This is a genomic window from Bacillus swezeyi, assembly GCF_030908325.1.
Classification (GTDB): Bacteria; Bacillota; Bacilli; order Bacillales; family Bacillaceae; genus Bacillus; species Bacillus swezeyi.
Genome location: NZ_CP133085.1, coordinates 1,535,474 through 1,560,773, shown reverse-complemented (window position 1 = coordinate 1,560,773; position 25,300 = coordinate 1,535,474). Strand labels below are relative to the sequence as shown.

Genomic DNA, 25,300 nt, shown 5'->3' with positions numbered 1-25,300 from the left:
ATTTACACACTATATGAAAAAAGGTGTTTTCAATGGAAAATATAACTGGTAAAGTTTTGACCGAATTAAGAGAGAAAAAAGGATGGAGTAAGTCAACTGTTGCAAAAAAGTTAGGTCTTAAAGCGATGTCGACTTATGCTAATTGGGAATACAGCTTGAGGAAACCTGATGGCGAGATGATAGTTAAGATCGCTGAACTATATGGGGTTTCTACTGACTATATCCTTACAGGTAAGAGTCCGAGTAAAAATGACTCTGATTTTTCCAATGACCCTGATTTACAAATTGCTTTTAGAGATGCCGCTGATTTCTCCGAAGAAGCAAAGCAGCAGGCCGTTGATTTTATAAAATACCTCAAAGAGAAAGAGAGAAACCGACCTAAAGATAAAGGTAATTAGTTGTTCGCTTAAACAAAAGTATTGCAAGCTGGCCTGTATATCTTTCTTTGTTTATTATGTTTAAATTCTGTTTACTAATAAGATCTGGATTCTCTTCCGGAAAATTTGGGTCAAATCCGAGTTTTAAAAAGAGGTCCAATCTGCGGGTAAATCTAGCGAGAGTCAAGCAAGTTCTGATTTTGATTTCATAGCTTCAGAGATTAGGAAATATGCAGCTTTGAAAGATGAAGGGCTTATTACAGAGGAAGAATTTGCAGCAAAGAAACAGAAGCTTTTAAATATATGATGATGGTCAATCAAAAATTTTTGTGTTTTCGACTAAGAAGATCCCTCGCAAAAAACAATACTGACCACTTTTGCTGAAACTTTTTACAAAAATGGCAATATTCCGTTGAAAAATTGTGAATTTTGTCCTATGATAAAAGATGTATATACAAATGAACTGGGGGAAAATTTTAATGTCAGAATCAAATGTCGCTGTGAATGTGAATGTAAATAATACAATAGGAAAATCATATTTTGATGGCGGATTATTACAATATATAGGGTGGGTCATATTAGGCGCTTTAGTAACAATATTCACTCTAGGAATTTGTTATCCCTGGTCCTTAACTATGATTTATGGCTGGAGAATAAACCATACTGTCATAGAAGGTAGAAGATTAAAATTCAATGGGTCAGCTATTGGATTATTTGGGCTTTGGATAAAATGGTGGTTTTTATGCATTATTACCTTGGGTATATATAGCTTTTGGATTTTTATTTCTCTTGAAAAATGGAAAACAAAACATACAACGTTTGTTGATTAATGCCCTCTCATATGAGGGTTTTCTTTCAAACTAAAAATCGAACATACATTCTCATCATTGAGGGGGATTACATGTCTTTTCATTTATCAATGCTCGAAGAAAACGTCAAAAAAACATACGTACGGCTAAACATATTTCAACCCGAACAAATAAACATGAAAAAAATTGGATCTGCATTTAATATTTATATTCATTTTGAGGAGGCAGACAGCAGTATGTTCTGTATCCATGGCTGCTATAGTATTGTGTTAGACAATAGACTCTCTCCGGAAAGGCAGTGGGAAGATTTTGCTCATGAACTTTGCCATGTTTTAAAACACTATGGAAATCAACTCGTAATGAATAAAATGTTCAGGCAGCTGCAAGAGTTCCAGGCAAACAGTTTTATGTATCATTTCTGTGTCCCAACTTTCATGCTTGCAAAAATTCAGTTGCCCCGCCTACAATCTGAGGCCATAAAGTTAATTGGAGATACGTTCAACGTAACCTATCCTTTTGCAGCAAAACGGCTTGAAATGTACAGAAGAAAACAATTTTCGGTTATGTGGTATAAAGCTGTCTGTAAAACCAATCAGAAAAATATAGCATGTAACAGAGGTGAGGAATTTGTACTTTGAGGAATTAGTAAAGGGGAAGAAATGGCTAGCTGTTGGAGACGGGCCAAAACATCCAGTCACAGGCAAGCGCAGACAAATATCCAGAAGGGGAAAGACTAAAAAAGAGGCTGAAAAAAAAGTGTTAGATGCTATCGCCGCCCTAAAAGAAGACGGTATAGATGAATCTGTCGTTAAAAAAATGACATTTGAAAAGCTTGCTGCTGAATGGATTCATGACTACGCTCTTACCTTAGGTAACAAGAAAAATACCATCAGGATAAGAAAACAAGAAATAAATATTCTGAATAAATTTATTGCAAAAAAAAATATTACTGAGATTACGACAAGGAAATATCAAAAAATACTTAATGATCTTATAGAACAAGGATACGCACGAAACACAGTTAAAGGAGTGCATGTAACGGCAGGTTTGATTTTCAAGTATGCCATTAGAGTGAATTTATTGAAGGATAGCCCTGTGTCGGGGGCAACCGTACCGAAAAAACGATTAACGGTAGAAGAAATTGAAAATAATAAGATTGAGGAAAAATACCTCGAAAAAGAAGAGATCGAAGAATTTCTATTGGCTGTAAAAAAATTCGGGTTGGATATGGACCTCGAAAGGTTTTATTTACTTGCTTTTTCTGGTATGCGTTCAGGTGAATTGTGTGCCCTTAAATGGTCTGATTTTAATTTCGAAACAAATGAAATCCGAATTACCAAGACGATATATTCAGAAAAGGGCAATATGAAAGAATATGAGTTAACGCCACCCAAAACCGTCGGTTCAATCCGGACGATTCAAATCGATAAACAGATCATGGAGATGCTAAAGAATTTCCAGATTGAACAGAAAAAAAGAAGATTAAGATCACGTATTCCCCCAGAAGAATACCATAACGAAAATTTTGTTTTCGCGAGATCAAAAGGATACCCTACCCTACAAAATACTCTGATCGAGCGCATGGAAAGAATATTGAAAAAAACATCTATCAAGAAACATGCTACACCTCATATTTTCAGACATACACATATCAGCATGTTGACTGAAGCCGGTGTTGACCTTCCAACAATCATGGATAAGGTAGGGCATGATGATATGAAAACTACGATGAAAATTTATACACATGTCACCAATAAAATGAAAAAGGATGCTTCGCAAAAAGTTCAGGAGACTTTTGGAGACATCCTCAATATCGGGATTTCGTGAATAAATGTTATTAAAATGTTATTTTTTCGATAAGTAAGGAAGATAAAAATGCGAAAACCCTTGAAACAATAAGGCTTTGGATTGATTTACTAAATCATGCGAGCCATGCTCCCGTATCCGATGAAACCGATCTTTTTCAATGTTTTTAACACCTCTGTCATGTCGTATTGTAAAAATGCATAGGGTAGCACCCTATTTATTCTATCCTTTTTCTTTGACAATTTCCCACAATGTTTTCATGTTTATCCCACAGTCTTTGTTTATGATGGGTACATCAAAGGATATGATAACAATAGGAGCGTGGAGAATATGGAATATAACAGGGAACATCAACATGAAACCAAAAACGAAATCATCGTCTCTGATAAAAAGCCGAATCAAGCGTTAAAACAGGCGGAACAACAAAAACGAAAGCTTTCATGGATGACGCCGATCATCAGCGGCATCATTGGAGGAAGCCTCGTCCTCGGTGTAACGGCTTATCAGCACAGCAATGATGAAACGGTTAATTCGTCCGTTCAGACCGGAACAAATCAAACGGCCAATTCTTCTTCGACTGAGAATGCGGCAAAAACTGAAAACTTATCAAGCACAAGCTCTTCAGATGTTTCAGCAATGGTTGAGAATCTATCGCCGGCCATCGTCGGTATCTCGAATTACCAAAAACAGACAGAGAAAGATATGTTCGGCTTTGAAAGCAGCAGCAATAACGGCTCAGAAGAGGAAGAAACAGGAACGGGTTCGGGCGTCATTTATAAAAAAGCGAATGGAAAAGCATATATCATTACAAACAACCATGTCGTCGAAGGCGCCAATAAGCTGACAGTTTCCCTTTCAAACGGAAAAGAAGTGGAAGGCAAATTGGTAGGCAGCGACTCCTTGACAGACCTTGCCGTTGTCGAAATTTCCGCGGATCACGTTGAAAAAGTCGCCTCTTTCGGAGACTCGTCAAGCCTAAAGACAGGCGAATCAGTGGTTGCGATCGGCAACCCGCTCGGCAAAGACCTTTCCCGCACCGTCACACAAGGAATCATCAGCGGTGTTGACCGGACCGTTTCCGTCAATACGTCTGCCGGCGAAACCGAAATGAACGTCATTCAAACGGACGCGGCGATCAATCCCGGCAACAGCGGAGGCGCTCTTTTAAATACGAAAGGCGAGGTGATCGGCATCAACAGCATGAAGATCAGCGAATCCGGCGTAGAGGGCATAGGTTTTGCGATCCCAAGCGATGATGTCAAACCGATCGCCGAAGAACTGTTGTCAAAAGGAAAAATCGAACGCCCATTTATCGGTATCGGCATGATGGATCTTGAACAGGTTCCTGAAAACTATCAAACTGGAACGCTTGGATTAAGCAGCAGCCAATTGAACAAAGGCGTCTACATTCGCCAAGTCGCTTCAGGATCTCCGGCTGAAAAAGCGGGCCTCAAACAGGATGATGTCATCGTCAGCCTGAATGGAAAAGATACTGATACAGGAAGTACACTACGCAACTTCCTTTACAAAAATACGAAAATCGGAGACACAGTAAAGGTGACCATCATCAGAAACGGCAAAACAATGACAAAACAAGTGACGCTTGACCAAAAAGAGGAAACAGCTTCTTAATGGAATCCCCCTTAAGGCTGTCGGCTTTGCCGATGGCCTCTTTTACATTTCAAAAAAACCAAGGCCCGCCAAAGGCCTTGATCAGCTTTGTTTTTATTGAATCGGTTTAAGACGGGCTTCAATTTCTTTTCGTCTGTTTTCAAGGTATGGAGGCAGTGCAAGGCTTTGGCCCAGCTCATCAATTCCTTCATCAACGGCAAATCCCGGTCCGTCGGTTGAAAGCTCAAAGAGGATGCCGTTCGGTTCTCTGAAATAGAGCGCTTTAAAATAATAGCGTTCAACAATGCCGGAATTTGTGAAACCGTGTGAACTGATTTTTTCATACCATTTTTGCAGTTCTTCTTCATCTTTGACGCGGAATGCGACATGGTGGACGCTTCCTTTTCCGGGCCGCTCTCTTCTGAGACCCTTCGTTTCCGCAACATGAACCTCTGTCGCAGCTCCGCCTACTCCCGATTCAAAAATGATCAGCTCTTGATCGGTTCCTTCAAGCTTCTCTTCCGCGATTCGTTTAAAGCCAAGAATATCCGTCAGCACATCCGCCGTCGGCTGTGCATCAGGTACAGACAGTTCGACAGGACCAAGGCCTCTGATGGCATATTCCTCTGGGATGGCGCTGTTTTTCACAGGCACCCCATCGTCTTTTCCTTTTTCATCTGCGGCAAGAATGATATTTTGCCCTTCATGATCTAAAAAGCGGAGAATGCTCCGTCCCGCGCGCTGCGTAATCCTGCTTTGAACAACACCGAGTTCATCAAGCCGCTTTTGCCAAAAACCGAGCGCATCCTCGCCAGGCACCCGGAGTGATACAGATGAAATGCAGTTTGTTCCTTCCACACGGCGGGCAAGCATCGGAATCTCGAAAAACGTCAGATCTGAACCGGGTGTCGCTACCTCATCGCCGTAAAACAAATGGTACATCGTCGGATCATCCTGATTGACCGATTTCTTGATCAGTTTCATGCCGAGGCCTTTCACATAAAAATCGACATTTTTTTGAGCATTGGCTGTTAAAGCGGATACGTGGTGAATGCCATTCACTTTCATATCAAATCATCTCCTATTGATAACAGTGTGTGATTTCCCGAAGTCCTTTATGTGGATGATCACTATATATCTCGAATTCGAGATATTTCTCTTTATCAAAATAGGTGATTTCAATTGAAAAGTCAAACAAACCGTCTTTTCATCCGCCTTCTTGCGCTAAAAAAGCAGCACAACCAAAAACCTAACAATACGAATCAAAATAACCATTAAAGTTCGTATATAAACATCCGTTTTCGAACTTTCAGCAGTAAAACACACTGACAATGACAGGAAATACGAAAATCAGAAAATTTATTTTATTTTCGTTTTGAAAAAAAGGTATTACAATATAGAAATAGTTTTTTATAAAAAGATTATGAAGCAATGGGAGGCGGACAAATGAATGCAGAAACAAACGGACTAAAAAAAGAGATTGGCTTATTATTTGCGCTTTCTCTTGTCATAGGAACGATCATCGGCTCAGGTGTGTTTATGAAGCCCGGCAGTGTTCTTTCTTATTCTGGAAACGCCCAGATTGCGCTTTTCGCCTGGATTCTCGGAGGATTTTTGACGCTTGCGGGCGGATTGACCATCGCCGAGCTCGGGACACAAATTCCGAAAACAGGCGGACTGTACACGTATCTTGAAGAAATATACGGGGAATTTTGGGGCTTTTTGTGCGGCTGGGTTCAGATCATCATTTACGGACCGGCGATCATCGGCGCACTCGGATTATATTTCGGTTCGCTCATGGCCAACCTGTTTTCCTGGGACAAATCATGGGCCGCGCTTATCGGCATCGTTTCCGTCGCTTTTTTGTGTATCGTCAACATTATCGGAACAAAGTACGGCGGAGCGGTTCAGACGATCACAACGGTCGGAAAGCTGATTCCCATTGTATTTATTATCGTCTTTGGGTTATGGCAAGGCGATGAACATATTTTCAGCGCCGTCAGCAGCAGTATCGGCGGGCAGAATTTCGGCGCGGCTGTTTTGGCGACATTGTTTGCCTATGACGGCTGGATTCTCCTCGCAGCGCTAGGAGGGGAGATGAAAAACCCTGAAAAGCTCCTGCCAAAAGCGATGAGCGGAGGCATATTGATTGTAACGGCCTGCTACCTGTTTATCAATCTGGCGCTGCTTCACATTTTACCGGCCGACCAAATCGTTAAGCTCGGTGAGAACGCGACAAGCACCGCGGCTTCGATGCTGTTTGGACCGCTGGGCGGAAAACTGATCTCCATCGGAATTATCGTCAGTATTTTTGGATGTCTAAACGGAAAGGTGCTGTCTTTTCCCCGCGTCATCTTTGCGATGGCCGAAAAAAATCAGCTCCCGTTTTCACGCTGGATCTCACATGTCCATCCGACATTCCATACGCCATGGATTGCCGTGATCGTCCAGATCATGATTGCCGTTGTTTTAATGCTGATCAGCAATCCTGAAAAACTGTCAGAGGTTTCGATTTTTATGATCTACATCTTTTATGTCATGGCATTTTTCGCGGTGTTTATTTTGCGGAGGCGAAACAGCGGGATGGAGAGATCATACAGTGTGCCGCTTTACCCTTACCTGCCGATTGCGGCTATTGCGGGATCCTTGTTTGTCCTTTTAAGCACGCTGATCACAGACTTTTACAGCTGTCTGTGGTCAATTTTGATCGGCCTTGTGGGACTCCCGGTTTATGTTTGGATGAAAAAAAGAAATAGCGGCTCAGCCAGCTAAAGCCGCCCTGGGCTGCCGGAGACCTTCCGGCAGCCTTTTTATCCTTTTACAGATCCGATCAATATCCCTTTGGCAAAATGCTTCTGCAGAAATGGGTAAACCGCTAAAATCGGAAGTGTTGCAATGACGATGACGGCCAATTTGATCGACTGTTCCGGCGGCACCGTGCTTTCCATCATGTCATTCGTCGTCCCGGTCAGATCGGAAAGAATTGTGACCTGGCGCAGCACCATCTGCAGCGGCCATTTGGCGCTGTCATTTATATAAAGCAAGGCATGAAAAAAGTCGTTCCAGATGCCGACTGCATAAAACAGTGCGAAGGTTGCAATGATCGGCTTTGAAAGCGGAAGCGCGATTCTGAGAAATACGCCGATCTCCGAACAGCCGTCAATTTTGGCGGATTCTTCGAGCTCTTTCGGCAGCTGCTGAAAAAAATTTTTAATAATGATGAGATTGAACGGATTGATGGCCATCGGTAAAATCAAAGCCCAATAGGAATCAAGAAGTCCGAGCGATTTGACGACGATGTACGTCGGAATCATCCCGCCGCTGAACAGCATCGCAAAAATGACGAGATTCAGCAGTACGTTCCTCCCCTTGATATGCCGTTTGGCAAGTGGATATGCCATCGTAAACGTAAAAAAGAGCTGGACTACCGTTCCTACGACGGTAATCAACACGGATACCCCCATGCTTTTGATAAATGTCGGTGTTGAAAAAATATAGCGGTACGCATCCAGTGAGAATGTTTCAGGAAAGATAAAAAAGCTTCGTTCCGAAAGCTCGGCTTCTGTTGCAAAAGATCCGGCGATAATATAAAGAAAAGGCAAAACCGTCACAAGCCCCAAGCAGCCGAGAAACAACATATTAAACAAGTCGAACACCCGCCCGGCTTTCGTGTTATGGATCGATTCTGAACCGGTCATTCCACCCACCTCCATTTATTAAAACAGACCGTCCTGGTCAAATTTTTTCGCAATATAGTTGGCGCCGAAAATCAGGATGATGCCGACGACTGATTTAAAAAGACCGACTGCCGTACTGTAGCTGTAAGCCCCTTGGGTAATTCCGACAATATACACATACGTGTCAAAAATCTCCGCCACGCTTCGATTTAAAGAGTTGGTCATTAAAAAAATCTGCTCAAAACCGATGTTCAAAAAGCTTCCGATTCTTAAGATGAGGAGTACGACAATCGTGCTTCTGATGGCCGGCAGCGTAATGTGCCACATTCTTCTGAAGCGCCCGGCACCATCCATCACGGCTGCTTCATATTGCTCCTGATCAACCGCAGCAAGCGCTGCCAAAAACAAAATCGTTCCCCACCCCGTCTCCTTCCATATGCTTTGCAGCACGATCATCGGCCTGAACCATTCGGGATCAGAGAGAAAGGAAATCTCTCCGCTCGTTATATTCTGAAGCATTTTATTGATCACGCCGGTATCAACTGTAAAAAAGACAAATGTCATGCTGACGACGATCGTCCATGATACAAAGTGCGGTACGTAAATAAATGTCTGAATGCATCTTTTGTAAATGGCATGCCTCAATTCATTCAGGAGAAGCGCGACAATCAGCGGCGCCGGAAACGCAAAAATCAAATCGAGTGCGGCCAGCATAAGCGTATTGTACAGCAGGCGGAAGAAATCGGGATTCATAAAAAAGTCCTTAAAATACTCGAATCCGACCCAATCGCTCTGCCAAAAGCCGAGATATGGAGAGTAATCTTTGAAAGCGATCAATACGCCCCACATCGGCCAATATTTAAAAATGAGAAAATATAAAACACCTGGAACAAGCAGAAGGTAAAGCCATTTATCCCGTCTTACGGCTGTCAGCCAATTCGTTTTCCTTTCTGTCTTTACAGCGGCCTTCTCCGTTTTTGTGGCGATTTCCATATGCTGCATCCCCCTTTCATCTCATCCTCGGAGATGGCCTATTTAGTCTGCTGATACAGTTGATTAAGCTCTTTCATCAGCTCTTCGCCGCCGCTTTTATACCAAAGCTGGACGGCATCCTGAAAACCTTTTTCATCAATGTCTCCAATAATAAACTGTGTTTTCGCGTCAAGAATGATATTGTCGAGCTGTGCGCCTTTTTGGGTGTATACATCTGAAACGAGCGATTCAGCAGGATTGAAGACGGCGATTTTTTCCCCTTCTTTGATGATCTGTTCACGGTGCTGGAACAGCTTGGACGTTTGTTCTTCAATATAGTACCTTCGTTCCGGAATACCCATGCTGAATTGAGCCAGCCCTTCATGCTCGTAAAGGAGTTTTTTATTATTTTTTTCATAGGATGTGAATGTTCCGTCATCAAGCTTATAATTGCGCCCTTCCACTCCGTTGTTGGCAATGATCTGCGCCTCTTCATCATTCATTTGGTCAAGGAAGCTCAAAACCTTCTTCAGTTCTTTTTCCGTTTTGACGCTCTGTTTCGGGATCGCGATCATACCGGCATAGCCGGACGTCGGGAACGTATAGGTTCCCTTCGGCCCTTCCACCGTTCCGATGACATCGATCACATCTTTATTTGCAGGATCAGCTTCCTCCAATGCGCTTTGGATTTGCGAGGCTCTTGAACCCGTATCGACGATCACTCCCGCTTTTCCTTTGACGACTGGATCATTCCACTTTGCCGAATCCATCACGGCAAAATCTTTATTGATCAGCCGTTCATCATAAAGCTTTTTAAAGAACCGCAATGCCTCCATATATTCGTCTGTTGTAAAGTCGGGGACGAGCTCTCCATTCTCATCTACGCCATAGCGGTTCGGCGTGCCGAACCAAGTCTGCATGATATCCCACGGACTTCCGTTGCCGAGCCCCATCCATTTTGGCACAACCATCCCGTACGTATCATCTTTGCCATTCCCGTCAGGATCTTTTTCCTTAAACGCTTTCAGCACTTCATAAAAATCATCGATCGTTTTCGGCATGTCGAGCCCGACATGTTTAAGCCAGTCGGTTCTGATGATGATGGAGGCCCTGATCAGATCTCTCGCCCTGTATATGCCGTAAACCTTACCGTTGATTGAGCTGTTCTTCATGACTTTTTCATCAGCCTTGCCGAGGTTTGGATAATCTTTTAAGTATGGGGTAAGCTCCCAGAACGCTCCGGATTTGACTGACTTGATAAATCCGGGCGACTTATCCGTCACGACGATGGCGTGCGGCAAATCTCCTGACGCCATGACAATGTTAAATTTATCGTTATAGGAAGAGTTAGGAACCCATGTCACGTTAATTTGTTTTTTCGTATATTTTTCGAGCGCTTTTAACGATGGGCTGTTTTCTCCCGGACTTTCCGGCGAAAGGAGCGGCGCCATAATGCGGATGGCGTCCTTTTCCTTCTCATTGCCATTTTGTTTAGATGTTTCGTTCGAACTGCATCCCATGAGAAGAAAAAAGACGGCGGACGAGACCAGCCACTTTTTTCCCCCGTATTTCAGCTTCGGCATTTTATGATTCCCCCTTTATTATTTAAACTAAATTTAAAGCGCTTACATTTTTCCGGCAATCTTCATTTTTTGCCTGCCGTTTCACCGCACTGCTCCTGATTTGCAAGCGATCACCTTTTCTTGCATCTCTTGACTCGGCAGCATATCGCCGAGCAGCTCCAGCACCGCAATTGTGTTTAAACACCATTGTGATATGCAGTTCGTCGTCACCCAGGGAATTTCCAACAGACTCTTCCAGCAGTCCGCCTGTTTCGGTGCAATCGGCAGCGGTGTATGGCTTTGTTTTTCATCAAGCAACAGGCGCCACGCTTTTTCGGCGAGCTCCCGGTCTTGATTCCGATGTGCTGCATATGCGGCCATTAGAGCGGCAAACATCGGCCAATGGAACAAATCATCATGGAGCTTCCCTCCGCTTCTGCGGCGCTTCTCTTCATCGCTGAGCAAATAAAATTCGCCAAATTCGCCAAGCATCTCATTCCATTCTTCATCTTCCAAGAGCCCGGACAGCTCCATCCACACTTGCGGAGCACCGAAAGCGATGACCATGTGATATCCGCCCTCATTTCCGTCCCCCATATGAAACAGATGTGCATTTGCCGGATCATAGCCAAACGTCGGGCCTGATAATAAACGAAGCGGCAGCGCTTTAAGCTGGCTGATCCCCTTCTCGATTTTTGCCAAATATGCCGTGTCACCCGTCCGTTCCCATTGTGTCAGCCAGTTGGAACAAAATGCCGCCCAATCTGGACCGACTCTTGCGTGCGTTGGAAACGCACCTTTTGGATAATACGCTCTCATCGGGTCCAGCCGCTTTAGAGCTGTGTCAGCATCCTTCACTTCGGTTAAAATGTCGCCGATGCGTTCATCCGCCGTCAAAAAATAATACGTTTTATGGAGTCCGGCCATACTGATTCTCGCTTCTTTACAGCCGCAGCCCCAGTGAAGGACATTGTGCCTTGATCCGAGCCCTTTGTATTCCCCGAAATGGTAGCAGTCAACCTCGCTTGTATGACGCGTCATCGCTTCTGCCATTCGAAAAACATCTTCCCTTCCCGATCTGAGAAACGTCTGCCAAAGCCATAGATTCGGGACGAGTTCCGTGTTTTGCCAGGCATAGCCGCCAAGGTCATACCGCCACACATGCCGGACGGAGTCATACGTATGCATCACATCTCCGTAATGCCAATACCCGTACCAGCTGCGCTGATCAACTTCGTTTTTATAAAATTGGAAAGCTTCGTCAAGCTGTTCTTCAAGCACCGCTTGAAATGGTCCGCTTTTATCTTTCAAACTCCACATCCCTAAAGCGCGGGTTTTGGAATAATAATCAGGATCGCAAATTAAAAGCGGGGGATTTTGCCATTCATCCGCCAATACATCCAGTTCTTCATGGCTTGGCGGCTTTGTAAAACATTTGAGATTGACTTCGCTTGTATTGGCGATACCGAAGGCTGTTGAGCGCATTTCCGAAAAGCCTTCATAGGCGCTTTCAACATGGCTCTCCTTTGAATAGCGGCGGAAATCCATCGCTTCAGCTTCAGGAGGCCAAAACCATACCGTCAATTTCGTTTCATCAGCAGCAAGTCCTGACGTTTCAAGTGAAGACGGATATTTTTCAAAAAAACCCCTTAGCCCCAAGGCGATTCCGCCGTTTTCTCCTCCCGCATACATCAGCCCGTTCGCTCTCCCGCCATGAATCGCATCGACCCAAGCGCAATCCCGATCAGTCCGTTTCTTTACACTGTAGTGAAGAGGAGAATCTTGAACAAGCTTAAAATCATTCCAAACGGCATTGCGACTGGCATCGAGAATCAATGCAGAGGTATCGGCATCTTCCCTTACCGGCTGTCCGGCAATTTGTTTTTCATAAAACCCGTTTGCTTCGTTAAACCTTCTTGTAACAAGCAGCTGGGCCGGCTCACTGTAAATCCCGCTGTCCGCTGCATGCCGTATGTGCCGATTCCGCGGCTCTCCCTTGAAAACGGCGGAACATTCAAGGCCGAGCCCTCTCACCCATTCATGTTCGGCATCACTGTCGATGAAAACCGTGTGCATGATCCTGATAGCCGATACACCGGCATAAAATGAAAGCCTGACGGCAAACGGCAGCCATGTCTTCTCCCGGCCACCGCCCCGGTGAACCCCCTCAGCCTTGATGACCGCTTTAACCGGACCGTTTTGTTCAACTGTCACCTTATTGATCATGCTCTCAAACCGTTCAATTTGATGTGTCCTGTGTGAATCTGTACCGGTCCTTTTCTCTTTCAGAGCGATGAGCCGTCCGGTTTTCGCCATCATTTCCCCGGAAATGGAAATCGAGCTGAACAATGAGGAGCCTGTTTTCTCCAGTTTGCAGACCATCTCCCCGGTGTTGACTGTTATGCTGTCTTCCTCCTCTGTCATGTGAAGGGTGTGTTCAGTTGTTTGAAGCTTTCCTTTATGCAGAGAAAAACGGCTCCCGCTTTCTTCTGTGAAAACAGCGGCATGCCCCGTCCATTTCACAGAGCCGTCCGGCCAATATCCCAGCGGCCATGTCTGTAAAAGCAGAGCGCTGTTGTTCGAATCGGTGATGGTGATCTCATCTTCTTTTTGCAGCACGCCTTTTCCCCAAGGAACTCCCCATGTTACGCCGCCTGAGGCAGGCGGTGATTTCAGCCATTTTACTTCAGCCTGTGCCTTCACAAGCATTCCTCCTTTCCCTTTAAAGCTTTTGTCAGTCTGTATTTTCCCTTTCCGGCATTTTGACCGTCAATGGTCTTTTTTTGCCCGAGACAGGCAGTGTATTTTCTCCTTTTTTGCGAAATGGCCCTTCTTTTGTTTCTTTAAAGGAAGCAAAAGAAAAGCCGCCGACAATGTCAGCGGCTTTGCGCTCTATTTAGGAAACTGAATCACACGGTATTCGTACGGTGTGAGCTTCAAGCGGTTTGCCGATCGCTCGCCTGATATCAGGTCGGTGCCATCCTCAGGAAGCGTCACTTCTCCTCCTTTGCCGTCCATATTGACGACCACCCAGACCATGCCGTCCGGCCCTCTCCGCGGAGCGACGATCGTACCGGGCGTAACATCCGTTCCCTGTGTGACACCGGCTTCTTCGGCATAATGGCTGATCAGCTTTTTCAGCATGATATCTCCGGCTTCCCCTGCAGGCATGGAGCCGAGCATGACGATTTTTCCTTTTCCGCGTTTATGCTCTGTTATGAATGCCTTGCCGGGCGCCGCCCCTTTTTCGATGATACCGACCGCCTCAGCATGACCGGATTCAAAAACAGCGCTCCATAGGCTCAGCGGCGCCTTGACACCAAAAGCTTTTCCGATTGTGTTCCGTTCATCCACCGGATAAGTAAAGAGTGTTTTTACACCGGCGCATTTTTCTAAATCCCCCAACCCGCAATCTGTGTGAATCGTATGATGTTCCGTTCTCCCTCCTGTCAAAGGGCCCGCTATCCAGATTCCGCCGTTTTCTGTAAATGCTGATGCCTTTTCGATAAATTCAGGCGGCAAATAATGAATAAATGGCGTAAACAGCAGTTTATATCCGTCAAGCGGGCTCCCTTCCAAAATGACGTCCCTGTGGATGCCCAATGATAAAAACCGTTCATAAAATTCGGTCATAAGCGCCCTGTAATGGAGGCGGCGGTGGGGCTCCGTCTTTAAAAACACCTTCGCACGGTCTGAATAGACGACAGCCGTTTCTGCCTGGACGGGAACAGTCGCCAGCATAATGTTCTCGATCTCTTTTCTGGCGCGCTCGACTTCAAGTACGTTCCGATACCCCACATCCGGCTCCCCCCATGCGCTGAGGACGGCACCGTGCGGCTGTTCAGAACCCGCTCTCTGCTGCCGCCACAGCCAATAGCAGAAGGCGGCTCCTCCCAGGGCATAGGATGACACTGCTTCGGCTTTCAAATAGCCGTTTTCATGCGGCAGAGCATAGCTTTCAAGTGAAGCGCTGTAAGAAGGGCTTGTTTCCATAATCCAAAAAGCCCGCCCTTTTTTTATGTTTCTCCATAAATCACAGTTAAACAAAAAGGCAGCGCTGTTCTCTTGGGTGGCATACGTATCAAAAGATGCAAAGTCAAGGCCTCTGAACAGTTCTTCATTATTCACGCCGAACATAACACTGCTGTTATGGGTGATCGGCGCATCAGAGTAAGACCTGATGACTGCTGCTTGTTCACATGCAAACTCGGCGATTTTTTCCATTGAAAACAGCTGATACATCGTCCTTAAAGAAGAGTTGTGTAAAAACGGTGTCAGACCGGGCTGCGGGACTTGATCAAAGCGCTGGTATGTTTCACTCCAAATATCAGTTCCCCACGCTTCGTTGAGGCGGTCAATCGACTGATAACGCTCCTTTAGCCATTTGTGCCACAATGTTTTGCACGTTTCACACATGCATTCTGTGACATGGCATTTGAATTCATTGTCAAGCTGCCAGCCGGCAAGTCCAGGCAGACCGCCGATTTCTTTGGCAATGTGCTCGGTGATCAGTCGAGCCCGCTCTCTGAAATATGGATGGTTTGTACAGACATGCTGTCTAGAACCATGCCCCATCGTCTCCCCTTTTTCATTCACATGCAGTCTTTCCGGGTGTCCGTGGGTAAGCCAAATCGGCGGAGTCGGGGTCGGTGTGCACATCACGGTTTCAATTTGATTATCATAAAGCTTTTTGATCACGTTCACAAAAAAGCCGACATCGATTTCCCCTTCCTCAGGCTCCATTTTCGACCAGGCAAACTCTCCGATTCTGACGACATTGATCCCCGTTTCTTTCATCATTCTGATATCTTCTTCAAGAACCGATTCATCCCATAATTCGGGATAAAAGCAGGCGCCGTGATACAGTTTTCTGTTCATTTTCACACCGTCTTTTTTACAAATGGCAGACTGAGCTCCTGAATGCCGGCTGACACGAGCTTCGCCATTTTCCGGGCGCCTTTTTTGGTGAAATGGGTGTAATCGTTTACATTTTCTGAAATCATGAAATATTTAAAAATCTCACTGTAGCCTTTTTCCGCAAAATGCTGGAGGCTTTTATCCATCAAATCGATTAAGCGGACATTTTCTTCATCCGCCACCTGTTTCATGGCAATGCAATAGTCGGGAAAATCGTTCAAAAAGACGCCGTCCTTGTAATGAAGCCTTGCCACAGGGGTTATGAGAAGCGGTTCGGCACCTTTTTGGCGCGCCCCTTCGACATACATTTTTAAGTATTGTTTATAAGTCGTATACGGCTCAGTATAACGCTCAGGTTTATCTTTCGATGCATCATTGTGCCCCATTTGTACGAACAGCCAGTCGCCTTTTTTGATCACATCTAAAATCGAGGCGAGCCTTCCTTCTTCAACAAAGGTTTTTGAACTCCGGCCTCCGATCGCCCGATTGATCACCTGTACATCTCCCGTCAAATAGGATTGGAGAAATTCACCCCAGCCTCCCTGCGGCGAGTCTGCCTGATAATTTTGCACTGTCGAATCACCGGCCAAATAAATGCTGATTGTCAATATGACCACTCCTTTTCATAAAAAATCTTTTCTATCCTGCCGAGTTTCATTTGAAAAACCAGGTGACCCTATCACAACAACATTTTCTTCGATCTGCTCGGCTTTGCTTGCCCCGATTCAAACTGAAGTGACTCGGGGATCTTTTAAAAGCCAGGCTATGCTTCAGCCCCGAACGTCCGCAGCGGTTATATACCAAATTTTTATAACGGTTGCCATTTACCTGATACTCCATATTCGTCCCCTTTTCCCCTGGAATGAAATCGCTTACCATTCATTTTATGGGAGCAGGTTTCAGTTCACAATCATACTTTTTTGCTTTACATAGAAAGATAGCGGCTAACAGCCGCTCCATCCATCTTTTTATTTTTACAGTAGGTTACGAGTTTGCCTGATTCATGATCTCCCTGATCCGTTCTTTAGGGTCTCCTTCAACAGCTCCGCCGTGATAACAGATCACCCTGTTGATATCGAATGGCAAAAGCTTCTCAAGCGATTGGACCGCCTGCTTCATATCGGGTGTCACCTTAGGAATGGGCGGCTGTAAAATGCCTTCGGAACAAACCAATGCATCGCCCGTAATTAATGTTTTGCTTTTTTTCAAATAAAGGCTGATATGACCGTCTGTATGCCCAGGTGTAGCGATGACCTGAATGCCGCCGCAAAACGGCAGCTCCATTCCGTCTTCCAAAAGGCGGTCAATTTTTGCCTTCGGCGGATTTTCATATATAGTGAGAAGATCTTTCGGCAATGCTTGTTTTGTCTCATCGTCTATCTTCCCCGGATCTGTTTTCAGCAGTGGACGCTCGCCTTCAATATACGGCTTTTCAAGCTTATGGGCATAGCTTTTCGCCCGTCCGTCCGCTTCCTGTAAAAGATCAGGAAGATTGCCGATGTGGTCAATATCTTGATGCGTCAAAACAACCGCCTTCAGCATCCCTAAGGAGATTCCCGTGCCGCTCAGCCCCTTAAGGATTTGGTCAAGTTGTCCCGGCATGCCGGTGTCAATTAAAACGGCGTCTTCCTCATCCCATACAAGCACCGGATTCAGTACAATTTTATGGCCAAAAGCTTCGCTGCCCAATTCAAGCATCTCAAGTCCATCTGATAGTCTCATCGGTTCATCCGCTCCTTACGCTAAAATGGCATACAGCTTTGCTGTAAATCAAATAGATTAATAGCGGATTTATATTTTGTCAAATAAATATTTTATTATACCACATTTCATAATTTTAGTCAATATATTTTTGTTCACCATCATTAAATGTGGATTTTCCATTAGCAGAAACTGTATAAATATTCGGCTGGGGCGGTTTTTTCATCCCTGTCCCCAAATAAAAGCCCGGGTGCGGCGGCTGATTGTAAGCAACATTTTGCCAGGCGACCGCCAAACGATAGACAGGATCATGCATGAACGTATAAAAACGGTGTTCAGTCAATTCAGTTGTTGTATAAATTCGCAACGCATCGCTTTCTGCCGTTCTGAACATCACGTCTTCCCGCCAATCGCCAAATATATTCGCCTGAAGAACAGGCGTCCCTTTCGTCCAGTTGTTGGAAAGCGTTCCTTCAGCTGTGAGAAGATTGATCAGCCTGCCGCAGTGATAGTCCCACTTATCAATTTTCGGCACGCCTTCGGGCTCTTTCCAATCGTGGTCAAGCAGTTCACGGAGCAGATCCCCGTCCCACCAAATCGCAAAATTGGCTGAGACCGGGGGCGCATCGCTGATTTTTTCTCCCTTACACGTATATAGGCCGTATGAATGTCCTTCACTTCCAGGAGGATCGATCGCCCAAACAAGTGCGCCTTGATAGCGGGGATCGATATGCGCCGCCATTCCCCGTCCGACATCAGTATCGGCAGGGATGCCCCAAAGAACCTCACCTGTTTCCGCATCGCGGAAAGACAGGCCGTAAGGAAGGCGCGGATCTTCATGAACTTGAAAAACTTCAAACCCCGGCCTATCAGGGTCAAGGTCGCTCAGGTGCATCGCATCCCCGTGTCCAAGCCCGGTCGTATAAAGTCCTGTTCCGTCATGATCGACGGCCATTGCACCGTAGATGATTTCATCCTTCCCATCGCCATCCACATCGGCAACGCTGAGGCTGTGATTCCCCTGTCCGGCATATGCGGCATATTCAGGCTTTTCACTGTCAAAGGTCCATAGCTTGGTTAGCCGGCCGCCGCGGAAGTTATAAGCAGCAAGCACTGTTCTTGTGTAATAGCCGCGTGCCATCACCAAACTCGGCCTTTCTCCATCCAAATAGGCAATACCGGCAAGAAACCGGTCCATTCGGTTGCCGTAGCCGTCTCCCCAGTCTTCAAGCCTGCCGCGCGGCGGATCATAATCGACGGTCACCAATTCCTCGCCCGTTTCACCAGCAAAAATGGACAAGTATTCAGGGCCTGATAAAATCCTCCCTTGCTCATTTCTGTAATCAGCATTATGATCACCAATTACCCTGCCTGTCCCGTCCATCGTCCCGTCAGCCGTTTTCATGGCGATTTCCGCTTTTCCGTCACCGTCAAGATCACAGACCATAAACTGGGTATAATGGGCGCCAGCGCGGATGTTTTTCCCGAGGTTGATTCTCCATAAAAATGTGCCGTCAAGCTTATAGGCGTCTATGAACACTTCACCGGTATAGCCGTTATGGGCATTGTCTTTTGAATTGGACGGGTCCCATTTGAGCACGATTTCATATTCGCCGTCACCGTCAAGATCGCCGATGCTGGCGTCATTAGCGCTGTATGTGTAAGCTTTGCCGTCAGGGGCCGTCCCGCCTTCCGGCTTATTGAGCGGAACATCCATATACGGCTTCTTCCAGACGGTCGTTTCTTTTGATTTCGCGCACTCTTTCCCACGAAGAATCGATTTGACGAAATAGACGGATTTTTCATCGCCGTGTTCGTCGAGATAATTGGTTGATGATGAAATGGGGCTGGCATTGATTCGCGTTCCATCGCGATAAATGTTAAAGGCTGTTTCATGAGGATCTGTCCCCAGCAATCTCCAGCTGATGAAAACGCCTCTTTCTGTTTTCACTGCAATAAGACCTCGGTTTAAGCACTCCATTTGCCTCGGCTTAGCCGCTGTTTTGTCTTGGTGAAAGCCTTCGGCAGCCAGGCTGTCTTCTGCATTCTTCATCGCCAGCTCTCCTTTCGGTTTTAGCTGATCGGGAGAATCATTTGTATGATTCCCCCGGCGGCTGTCTGCTTATTTCCTTAACGCGCGTTTAAGCGGATAAAGGTTCAAATCCGAAATCTCTTCTGTGACGAGCCTTGCCAATTGATTGGCTCCGTACTCCTGAAAATGCACTCTGTCCTGCGCACCGTCCGGATAATTCGGGCTCTCACCTGGCTCTAAAAACATAAACACTTTTTTAGTCGCTTCAATACCGATCGTATTGTAAAAAGCGAGGCTTTTTCTGTTCAGATCGATGACAGGCACATTCATCTCCCGGCCGATCTGCTTCATCGCATTCGGATACTCTCCGATGCTGTTGTAAAAAACGCCGTTTTCATCGAACGTCCGCTTGCTTTGGGAAGTGACGAGCACGGGATGTCCTCCTTTTTCCTGGGCACTTGCAATGTACATTCTCAAATAGTCCTGAAATGTCGTATAAGGATCTGTATGGCGGGCCGGGTCCGGTCCTGCATCATTTATGCCGAACTGAATAAACAGATAGTCCCCCTGTTTCATGCGATTCAAGATCGTATCAAGGGATCGTTCATCAACAAAGCTTTTCGCGCTCCTTGCCCGTTTCGCCTGGTTGTCAATGACAATCTCATTGGTAAAATAACCGCCTAAAAACTGCCCCCAGCCGGCCATCGGCGCATATCCGGGTTCATAGTCGGATACCGTGGAGTCACCAGCCAGAAAAACCGTCGTTTTGTCATCGGTTCTATGATAAGCCGTTTTCGTGATGACCACTGCATTGACACGGGGCAGCGTTCTTGCCGTCATGCATTGAATGGAGAGGTGGCCGTCAGAAATCGTAATCGGAAAGGTTTTTTCATTGTATCCGCCCGCTCCTGCTCCAAACGAATAAAGCTGAAGCATCCCGTTTGCCCGTACATCCATATTCGTTTTTTGCAGCGCATCCCCGGTGATGATCTTTACTTCATACGTACCGTTCGGCAGATCGAGGGAAAACGAGGTGCCGTCGGAGATGCAAAAATCTGAGCGAAGCGGATCATCCGTGCCGCGGTCTGTACAGGACACCTTGGATGCGTCGTCAAATCCGTAGCCTATGTCAGGATCATAGCCAGCTCTGGCAGAAACCGGCGTAAATCCGGGTGCTGCCGGCCCATCCCCGAAATCAAATTGATGGATTTTCGAAATTTCAACGGCATACACCTTTGGTGATGCTCCGCGCCACTCAAGATCAAGCCTTCCATCTTCAATTGAAACCGTGAAGGCTTTTTCCGCCTCACTTCCCTTTGCTCCTGCCGGAATCGATCCCACTGCTTCGCCTTCTGCAAAAAGCGCCACTTCTTCAGCTGATGAGGCAAATACCGTAACTTGGTATGTTCCATTTTCAAGATCTGTTAAAAATGCAGACTGATTTACAAAGCAGTAGTCTTTGCGCAATGCTTCCTTTTTTTCTGTCCGTTTGCATTTGATTCCGTCCAAATGGGAAAACCCATACCCCTTATCCTTTTTGTAAGCGGATGTCTCCTCCACTTTCATATAATCTTTTTCTGCCGGGCCCGCTCCAAAGTCAAAAAGGAAGAGTTTCCGACCGGTTTCAGCAGCAGCTTTTTGCGGATCTGCCAGGCCTCCGAACCCCGCCAAGAGGAGGAAGAGCAAGGAAATCATTCTGATAAAACGAAGATGTGTCTTCATTTTTCCAGCTCTCCTTTTTGATCAGCACGTGTATAAATATTCGGCTTCTCTTGAGCCGGCATGCCTTCTCCCAAATAGAAACTAGTGTGCGGCGGCTGATTGTAGCCGACGTTTTGCCAGGCTATTCCGAGACGATAGACAGCGTCATGCATCAGCGTATAAATACGGTGGTTTGTCACGGCAGTTGTCGTGTAGATGCGCAATGAACTGCTGTCAGCGGTGCGCCATATCACTTCTTCGCGCCAGTCGCCGAGAATGTCAGCCTGCAAAGCGGGCGTTGCTTTTGTACCGTTGTTTGAAGAAGCTCCCGCAGCTGTCAGCAAATTGATCGTTCTCGCATTTTGATAGTCCCATTTATCAATTCTGTTGCTGTCAAGAAGCTCCCGCTGAAGATCTCCGTCCCACCAGATGCCAAAGTTCGTTGAAGAAGGCAGAGCGCTGCCGATCTTTGCGCCTTTTGCCGTGTACAGACCGCCATTTGCCCATACTTCTGCTCCCTCATGGCGCGGATCAATGTCAGCCGCCATCCCGCGTCCGACATCCTTTCCGGCGTGGACGCCCCAAATCAGTTTTCCGGTTGCCGCATCGCGGAATGACAACCCGTAAGGAGAATGGCTGTTTTCATGAACTTGAAATACTTCCAATCCCGCTCTTGACGGATCAAGGTTTCCGGCATGCATGGCATCTCCATGCCCCCATCCCGTTGAATACATCCCTTTACCGTCGTGATCGACCGCCATTGCACCGTATAAAATTTCATCTTTCCCATCGCCGTCAACATCTGCCACACTCAAACTGTGGTTGCCCTGTCCTGCATATGCCTCATTTCCAGGTGTGTTTGAATCAAACGTCCACCGTTTTGTCAGCTTTCCATCTCTCCAGTTATAAGCGACAAGCACCGTCCTCGTGTAATAGCCGCGCGCCATCACAATGCTTGGCCGTTCTCCGTCAAGATATGCGACACCGGCGAGAAAACGGTCAACCCTGTTGCCGTAGCTGTCTCCCCAATCGGCTACATTTCCGCGCGCAGGTTCGTAGTCTACCGTTGCAAGCTCGCCGCCCGTATCACCTTTAAAAATCGTCAAATATTCAGGTCCTGACAAAACCCGGCCTTGGGCATTCCGATAGTCGGCATTGTTGCTGCCGATCACCTTTCCTTTTCCATCTTTTGTTCCGTCAGCCGTCTTCATCGCGATTTCCGCTTTTCCGTCGCCGTCGAAATCATAAACGAGGAACTGCGTATAATGGGCGCCGGCGCGGATGTTTTTGCCAAGGCCGATTCTCCACATTCTCGTGCCGTCAAGCTTATAAGCGTCGATAAACACTTCTCCTGTATAACCGTCCTGCGAATTGTCCTTTGAGTTGGATGGATCCCATTTAAGAATCATCTCGTATTCGCCGTCACCATCAAGGTCACCGACGCTTGCATCATTGGCGCTGTAAGTGTATGACACGCCATCAGGGGTTTTCCCGCCGGCCGGCTTCTGCAGCGGGATCGATTTATAATTCTTCCCCCAGACACCGACTGTTTCAGAAGGTGCCTGCTCCCTGCCGTTTAATACGGCGCGTACGTAATAGGAAGCATTTGTATCTCCCCCCGCATCCTGATAATTTGTACTGGACGTAATCGGGGAATTGTTCAGTTTCCGTCCGTTTCGATACACATTAAATGAAACAGAAGACGGCTCGGTCCCGAGCAGCCGCCAGCTCACAAAAACGCCGTTTCCAGTTTTGACAGCGACAAGCCCCCGTGCCAGCGACTCCATTTGTCTGGCTTGCACCGCTTGCGTTCCGCCTGCTTCCGCTTGTTCCGAAACCGCCGGAACAAGGGTGAGCAATAATAGAGATGAAGCCGCCAACAGTTTCCTCCACCTTTTCCTGCCTTTGTTCATAATCGTCTCCCTTCAAGATTTTTGTAAGCGCTTACTTAAATGGGATTCTATTATGACTTCCATTTTTATTCAATCGCACTTTTTTGCATGGACAATGAATATGAAATGGCAAAGACAGACCGTGATATCACGGCATAAACTATGAAATTGACACTTTTTTGCCTTTCTTTCTCTTTTTTGCCCGAAATCGGTCACACTTCCAAGCGCAAAAAACAGCGATGTGCGATAAACATAAATACAAGAGCAAATAAGCTGACACCATAAAACGGAATCAGTCCCGGTAAAGTCAACAAAACATAGACGACCACCGCGCCCGCTGCGGCCATCCCGGCCGTAGTCAAAGGGCGAAGCAGACCGATCAGTACAGCCTGGGAAAAATAGCGGACAAAGGGCAGCTGAAAATGAACATAAAGCGGAAAAATATAAACGACAATCACCAAGTATGCCAGTCCGGCCAGCAATGTCACATAACTGATCATGATCGAAAACAAGTCTGCGCGAGCATGAAAAAATTGATAGTTGACGATTAAAATATATCCGGCAGCTGCAAGTATGAGGCCCAGTCCGTTTGTTTTGATAAACTCCTTTTTGTACGTTTGATAAAAGGTTGTCAAAATCGGCAGATCTGTATAACCGAGCAGCCACTTGCGGACAATCGCGAACATTGCGGCCGTGCTCGGAGCCCAGCCGAAAACGATGCCTCCGCCCACCGTAAACAAAAGCCACAGCCCGTTCAGCAAGGCGATCTTCATGACCGCTTCACAGCCGCCGTAAATCATCGCCATCACGCCATTTTCCCGCATGATGCTCCTCCCTTCTTCCTCTAGACGCGCAGCAGCTGGCGCACCTCAAAATGACCGTATGCCGCTTTCAGCGGCGCCATTTGTCTGAAACCGATTTTTCCTCCGCCATAAACCGGGCCAAAGCGGCTGCCGTCATCCGTCCATTCCAGAATGGACAGCCCGTTGATCGAAAAATGAACGTATGCCCCGTCTTTCACGAGTCTCATCCGATAAGGCGGAAGAGCATCAGCAGCGGGCGGAAGCGGGTCGGCTCCCTCCTGCACAAGATGAAAACCGTGGCTTTTCCGGAGATTGCATGTTCTGAACGCTCTCTCATTATCATGCTTATGCCTGAAATAGGACAGATGCAGGGCATTGATATCACCTGAATGGTATTCCGGGTACTTTCCGGTTCTCTCTGCCAGCTTCCGGTCAAACAGATCTTCTCCATTCCGTCCGGAAGCCGCGAAAAATATCATGCACAATCCGGGCTCTCTCACGGGATAGAAGTCCCATTTCACAATCATTTCATCCGGAAATGTCTCCGGGCACCAGTAGACAAAGTGTGCATCATCTCCATAATCTTCCGGATCAAGTTTGTTTTCCAGATGCAGTCTGCCAAACGGAAAACTGATCTTGCCTTCCCCTTCCATGACCCAGCCGCGAAGATCTTCGGCAGATGCCAAACGATTTTGATAGATGACGCTTCCTTCCCGCCTGTTATTGTTAGACATTGCAGTTTCTCCTTTCCGTCTGAAGATAAGCCGAAAGAGGAAGACAAAGCTCCCTGATGCCTTCTGTGACAAGCTTTGCAATCTGACGGGCTCCGTTTTCAGAAAAATGGGTGTTGTCTTCGATTCCGTCAGGATAATGGGGATGCTCATTCGGCAGAAAGTGAACGAACAGCCGCTTTGAGCCTTCGATTCCGAAAGATTCATAGAGGGCCTTCGTTTTTGACCATAAATCGATGAGCGGAACATCGAGGTTTTCTGCAAGCTCAATCATCGCTTTCGGAAAGTCGCCGAGCGTGTTGACGACGCTTCCATTCTCATCAAAATAACGCCTGTGGACAGGTGTAACAAAAACCGGAAACGCCTGTTTTGCCCGAACGGCTTTCACATAGCGGGCAAGATGCGCCTGATACGATGTAAACGGATCTGTGCCGTACGCCTTTTGATCATTGTGACCGAATTGAATCAGTACATAATCCCCTTCCGCCAGCCGGCCGGCGATGTCATCAAGACGCCCCTCTGTGATGAAGCGGTTGGAGCTTGCCCCGCCTTTCGCCAGATTGACGATTTTGGCCTCGCTTGTAAAATACAGCGGGAGCAGCTGGCCCCAGCCGGCCATCGGAGCTTCATGAGGAGGACAGTCGGCTGCGGTCGAATCCCCCGCCAAATACACGGCTACTTTTGGTTTTTCATTCGTTTTCTTCATGAT

The 25,300-nt window shown here is 46.5% G+C and carries 21 protein-coding genes; 7 read left to right on the top strand and 14 right to left on the bottom strand.

What is annotated here, in order from left to right; translation table 11 throughout:
* Positions 1-32 precede the first annotated feature (32 nt).
* The 6 genes from RBH91_RS07560 (at position 33) to RBH91_RS07535 (ending at position 4,624) form a co-directional block, all read left to right on the top strand.
* Complete coding sequence (locus tag RBH91_RS07560; RefSeq protein WP_307894018.1) at positions 33-398, top strand: helix-turn-helix domain-containing protein; 366 nt, start codon at positions 33-35, stop codon at positions 396-398.
* A 187-nt stretch (positions 399-585) separates the two neighbouring features.
* Positions 586-684 carry an SHOCT domain-containing protein gene (locus RBH91_RS07555; protein ID WP_307894696.1) on the top strand — a complete coding sequence of 33 codons (99 nt, stop codon included), beginning with the start codon at positions 586-588 and terminating at the stop codon, positions 682-684.
* A 172-nt stretch (positions 685-856) separates the two neighbouring features.
* A complete protein-coding gene (locus tag RBH91_RS07550; RefSeq protein ID WP_307894017.1) occupies positions 857-1,207 on the top strand; it encodes a DUF898 family protein in 351 nt (116 codons plus the stop codon).
* Positions 1,208-1,278: 71 nt separating this feature from the next.
* Positions 1,279-1,824, top strand: a complete 546-nt coding sequence (locus RBH91_RS07545) for an ImmA/IrrE family metallo-endopeptidase (RefSeq protein WP_307894016.1) — start codon at positions 1,279-1,281, stop codon at positions 1,822-1,824.
* Positions 1,814-3,013, top strand: a complete 1,200-nt coding sequence (locus RBH91_RS07540) for a site-specific integrase (protein ID WP_307894015.1) — start codon at positions 1,814-1,816, stop codon at positions 3,011-3,013. The genes RBH91_RS07545 and RBH91_RS07540 overlap by 11 nt, the downstream gene beginning before the upstream one ends.
* A gap of 309 nt (positions 3,014-3,322) precedes the next feature.
* The gene (locus RBH91_RS07535) at positions 3,323-4,624 is read left to right on the top strand and encodes a S1C family serine protease (RefSeq protein ID WP_307894014.1); all 1,302 of its coding nucleotides are present in this window, start codon (positions 3,323-3,325) and stop codon (positions 4,622-4,624) included.
* A gap of 93 nt (positions 4,625-4,717) precedes the next feature.
* On the opposite strand, the gene RBH91_RS07530 is transcribed toward RBH91_RS07535, so the two are convergent.
* Positions 4,718-5,671, bottom strand: coding sequence for a ring-cleaving dioxygenase (locus RBH91_RS07530; protein ID WP_076762323.1), 954 nt, complete (start codon positions 5,669-5,671; stop codon positions 4,718-4,720).
* Between the two features lie 378 nt (positions 5,672-6,049).
* On the opposite strand from RBH91_RS07530, the gene RBH91_RS07525 reads away from it, so the two are divergent.
* Entirely contained in the window at positions 6,050-7,375 is a 1,326-nt protein-coding gene (locus RBH91_RS07525) for an APC family permease (protein ID WP_307894013.1), read from the top strand.
* Between the two features lie 38 nt (positions 7,376-7,413).
* Here the strand turns inward: RBH91_RS07525 and RBH91_RS07520 are convergent, their stop codons facing one another.
* The 13 genes from RBH91_RS07520 to RBH91_RS07460 all read right to left on the bottom strand — a co-directional run bounded on the left by RBH91_RS07520 (position 7,414) and on the right by RBH91_RS07460 (position 25,297).
* Positions 7,414-8,301, bottom strand: coding sequence for a carbohydrate ABC transporter permease (locus RBH91_RS07520; RefSeq protein WP_076762321.1), 888 nt, complete (start codon positions 8,299-8,301; stop codon positions 7,414-7,416).
* Positions 8,302-8,319: 18 nt separating this feature from the next.
* Positions 8,320-9,273 carry an ABC transporter permease gene (locus RBH91_RS07515; protein WP_307894012.1) on the bottom strand — a complete coding sequence of 318 codons (954 nt, stop codon included), beginning with the start codon at positions 9,271-9,273 and terminating at the stop codon, positions 8,320-8,322.
* A gap of 38 nt (positions 9,274-9,311) precedes the next feature.
* The gene (locus tag RBH91_RS07510; protein WP_404802502.1) at positions 9,312-10,772 is read right to left on the bottom strand and encodes an extracellular solute-binding protein; all 1,461 of its coding nucleotides are present in this window, start codon (positions 10,770-10,772) and stop codon (positions 9,312-9,314) included.
* A 144-nt stretch (positions 10,773-10,916) separates the two neighbouring features.
* Positions 10,917-13,523, bottom strand: coding sequence for an exo-rhamnogalacturonan lyase family protein (locus RBH91_RS07505; RefSeq protein ID WP_307894010.1), 2,607 nt, complete (start codon positions 13,521-13,523; stop codon positions 10,917-10,919).
* 183 nt (positions 13,524-13,706) lie between these two features.
* Positions 13,707-15,692, bottom strand: coding sequence for a beta-galactosidase (locus RBH91_RS07500; protein ID WP_307894009.1), 1,986 nt, complete (start codon positions 15,690-15,692; stop codon positions 13,707-13,709).
* A gap of 2 nt (positions 15,693-15,694) precedes the next feature.
* Positions 15,695-16,339: a rhamnogalacturonan acetylesterase gene (locus RBH91_RS07495; RefSeq protein WP_076762316.1), complete on the bottom strand. Its 645-nt coding sequence runs from the start codon at positions 16,337-16,339 to the stop codon at positions 15,695-15,697.
* 376 nt (positions 16,340-16,715) lie between these two features.
* The gene (locus RBH91_RS07490; RefSeq protein ID WP_076762315.1) at positions 16,716-17,453 is read right to left on the bottom strand and encodes an MBL fold metallo-hydrolase; all 738 of its coding nucleotides are present in this window, start codon (positions 17,451-17,453) and stop codon (positions 16,716-16,718) included.
* Between the two features lie 115 nt (positions 17,454-17,568).
* A complete protein-coding gene (locus tag RBH91_RS07485) occupies positions 17,569-19,485 on the bottom strand; it encodes a rhamnogalacturonan lyase (protein WP_449727721.1) in 1,917 nt (638 codons plus the stop codon).
* A gap of 69 nt (positions 19,486-19,554) precedes the next feature.
* A complete protein-coding gene (locus RBH91_RS07480) occupies positions 19,555-21,186 on the bottom strand; it encodes a GDSL-type esterase/lipase family protein (RefSeq protein WP_307894008.1) in 1,632 nt (543 codons plus the stop codon).
* The gene (locus tag RBH91_RS07475) at positions 21,183-23,078 is read right to left on the bottom strand and encodes a rhamnogalacturonan lyase (protein ID WP_307894007.1); all 1,896 of its coding nucleotides are present in this window, start codon (positions 23,076-23,078) and stop codon (positions 21,183-21,185) included. The genes RBH91_RS07480 and RBH91_RS07475 overlap by 4 nt, the downstream gene beginning before the upstream one ends.
* Before the next feature lie 191 nt (positions 23,079-23,269).
* Entirely contained in the window at positions 23,270-23,881 is a 612-nt protein-coding gene (locus tag RBH91_RS07470; RefSeq protein ID WP_307894006.1) for a YesL family protein, read from the bottom strand.
* Between the two features lie 20 nt (positions 23,882-23,901).
* Positions 23,902-24,594 (bottom strand): DUF1961 family protein, encoded by a 693-nt coding sequence (locus RBH91_RS07465; protein WP_307894005.1) that lies wholly within the window; start codon positions 24,592-24,594, stop codon positions 23,902-23,904.
* On the bottom strand, positions 24,587-25,297 hold the full coding sequence (locus RBH91_RS07460) for a rhamnogalacturonan acetylesterase (RefSeq protein ID WP_076762310.1): 711 nt from the start codon (positions 25,295-25,297) through the stop codon (positions 24,587-24,589). The genes RBH91_RS07465 and RBH91_RS07460 overlap by 8 nt, the downstream gene beginning before the upstream one ends.
* Between the last annotated feature and the right edge of the window lie 3 nt (positions 25,298-25,300).

Excerpts from the sequence above, each read along its gene's own strand:
- RBH91_RS07505 (WP_307894010.1), bottom strand. The coding sequence starts at position 13,523 with ATGCTTGTGAAGGCACAGGCTGAAGTAAAATGGCTGAAATCACCGCCT.
- RBH91_RS07550 (WP_307894017.1), top strand. The coding sequence starts at position 857 with ATGTCAGAATCAAATGTCGCTGTGAATGTGAATGTAAATAATACAATA.
- RBH91_RS07545 (WP_307894016.1), top strand. The coding sequence starts at position 1,279 with ATGTCTTTTCATTTATCAATGCTCGAAGAAAACGTCAAAAAAACATAC.
- RBH91_RS07525 (WP_307894013.1), top strand. The coding sequence starts at position 6,050 with ATGAATGCAGAAACAAACGGACTAAAAAAAGAGATTGGCTTATTATTT.
- RBH91_RS07470 (WP_307894006.1), bottom strand. The coding sequence starts at position 23,881 with ATGCGGGAAAATGGCGTGATGGCGATGATTTACGGCGGCTGTGAAGCG.
- RBH91_RS07485 (WP_449727721.1), bottom strand. The coding sequence starts at position 19,485 with ATGAAGAATGCAGAAGACAGCCTGGCTGCCGAAGGCTTTCACCAAGAC.
- RBH91_RS07530 (WP_076762323.1), bottom strand. The coding sequence starts at position 5,671 with ATGAAAGTGAATGGCATTCACCACGTATCCGCTTTAACAGCCAATGCT.
- RBH91_RS07535 (WP_307894014.1), top strand. The coding sequence starts at position 3,323 with ATGGAATATAACAGGGAACATCAACATGAAACCAAAAACGAAATCATC.
- RBH91_RS07460 (WP_076762310.1), bottom strand. The coding sequence starts at position 25,297 with ATGAAGAAAACGAATGAAAAACCAAAAGTAGCCGTGTATTTGGCGGGG.
- RBH91_RS07515 (WP_307894012.1), bottom strand. The coding sequence starts at position 9,273 with ATGGAAATCGCCACAAAAACGGAGAAGGCCGCTGTAAAGACAGAAAGG.
- RBH91_RS07560 (WP_307894018.1), top strand. The coding sequence starts at position 33 with ATGGAAAATATAACTGGTAAAGTTTTGACCGAATTAAGAGAGAAAAAA.
- RBH91_RS07480 (WP_307894008.1), bottom strand. The coding sequence starts at position 21,186 with ATGAAGACACATCTTCGTTTTATCAGAATGATTTCCTTGCTCTTCCTC.
- RBH91_RS07520 (WP_076762321.1), bottom strand. The coding sequence starts at position 8,301 with ATGACCGGTTCAGAATCGATCCATAACACGAAAGCCGGGCGGGTGTTC.
- RBH91_RS07465 (WP_307894005.1), bottom strand. The coding sequence starts at position 24,594 with ATGTCTAACAATAACAGGCGGGAAGGAAGCGTCATCTATCAAAATCGT.
- RBH91_RS07490 (WP_076762315.1), bottom strand. The coding sequence starts at position 17,453 with ATGAGACTATCAGATGGACTTGAGATGCTTGAATTGGGCAGCGAAGCT.
- RBH91_RS07500 (WP_307894009.1), bottom strand. The coding sequence starts at position 15,692 with ATGAACAGAAAACTGTATCACGGCGCCTGCTTTTATCCCGAATTATGG.
- RBH91_RS07475 (WP_307894007.1), bottom strand. The coding sequence starts at position 23,078 with ATGAACAAAGGCAGGAAAAGGTGGAGGAAACTGTTGGCGGCTTCATCT.
- RBH91_RS07510 (WP_404802502.1), bottom strand. The coding sequence starts at position 10,772 with ATGGGATGCAGTTCGAACGAAACATCTAAACAAAATGGCAATGAGAAG.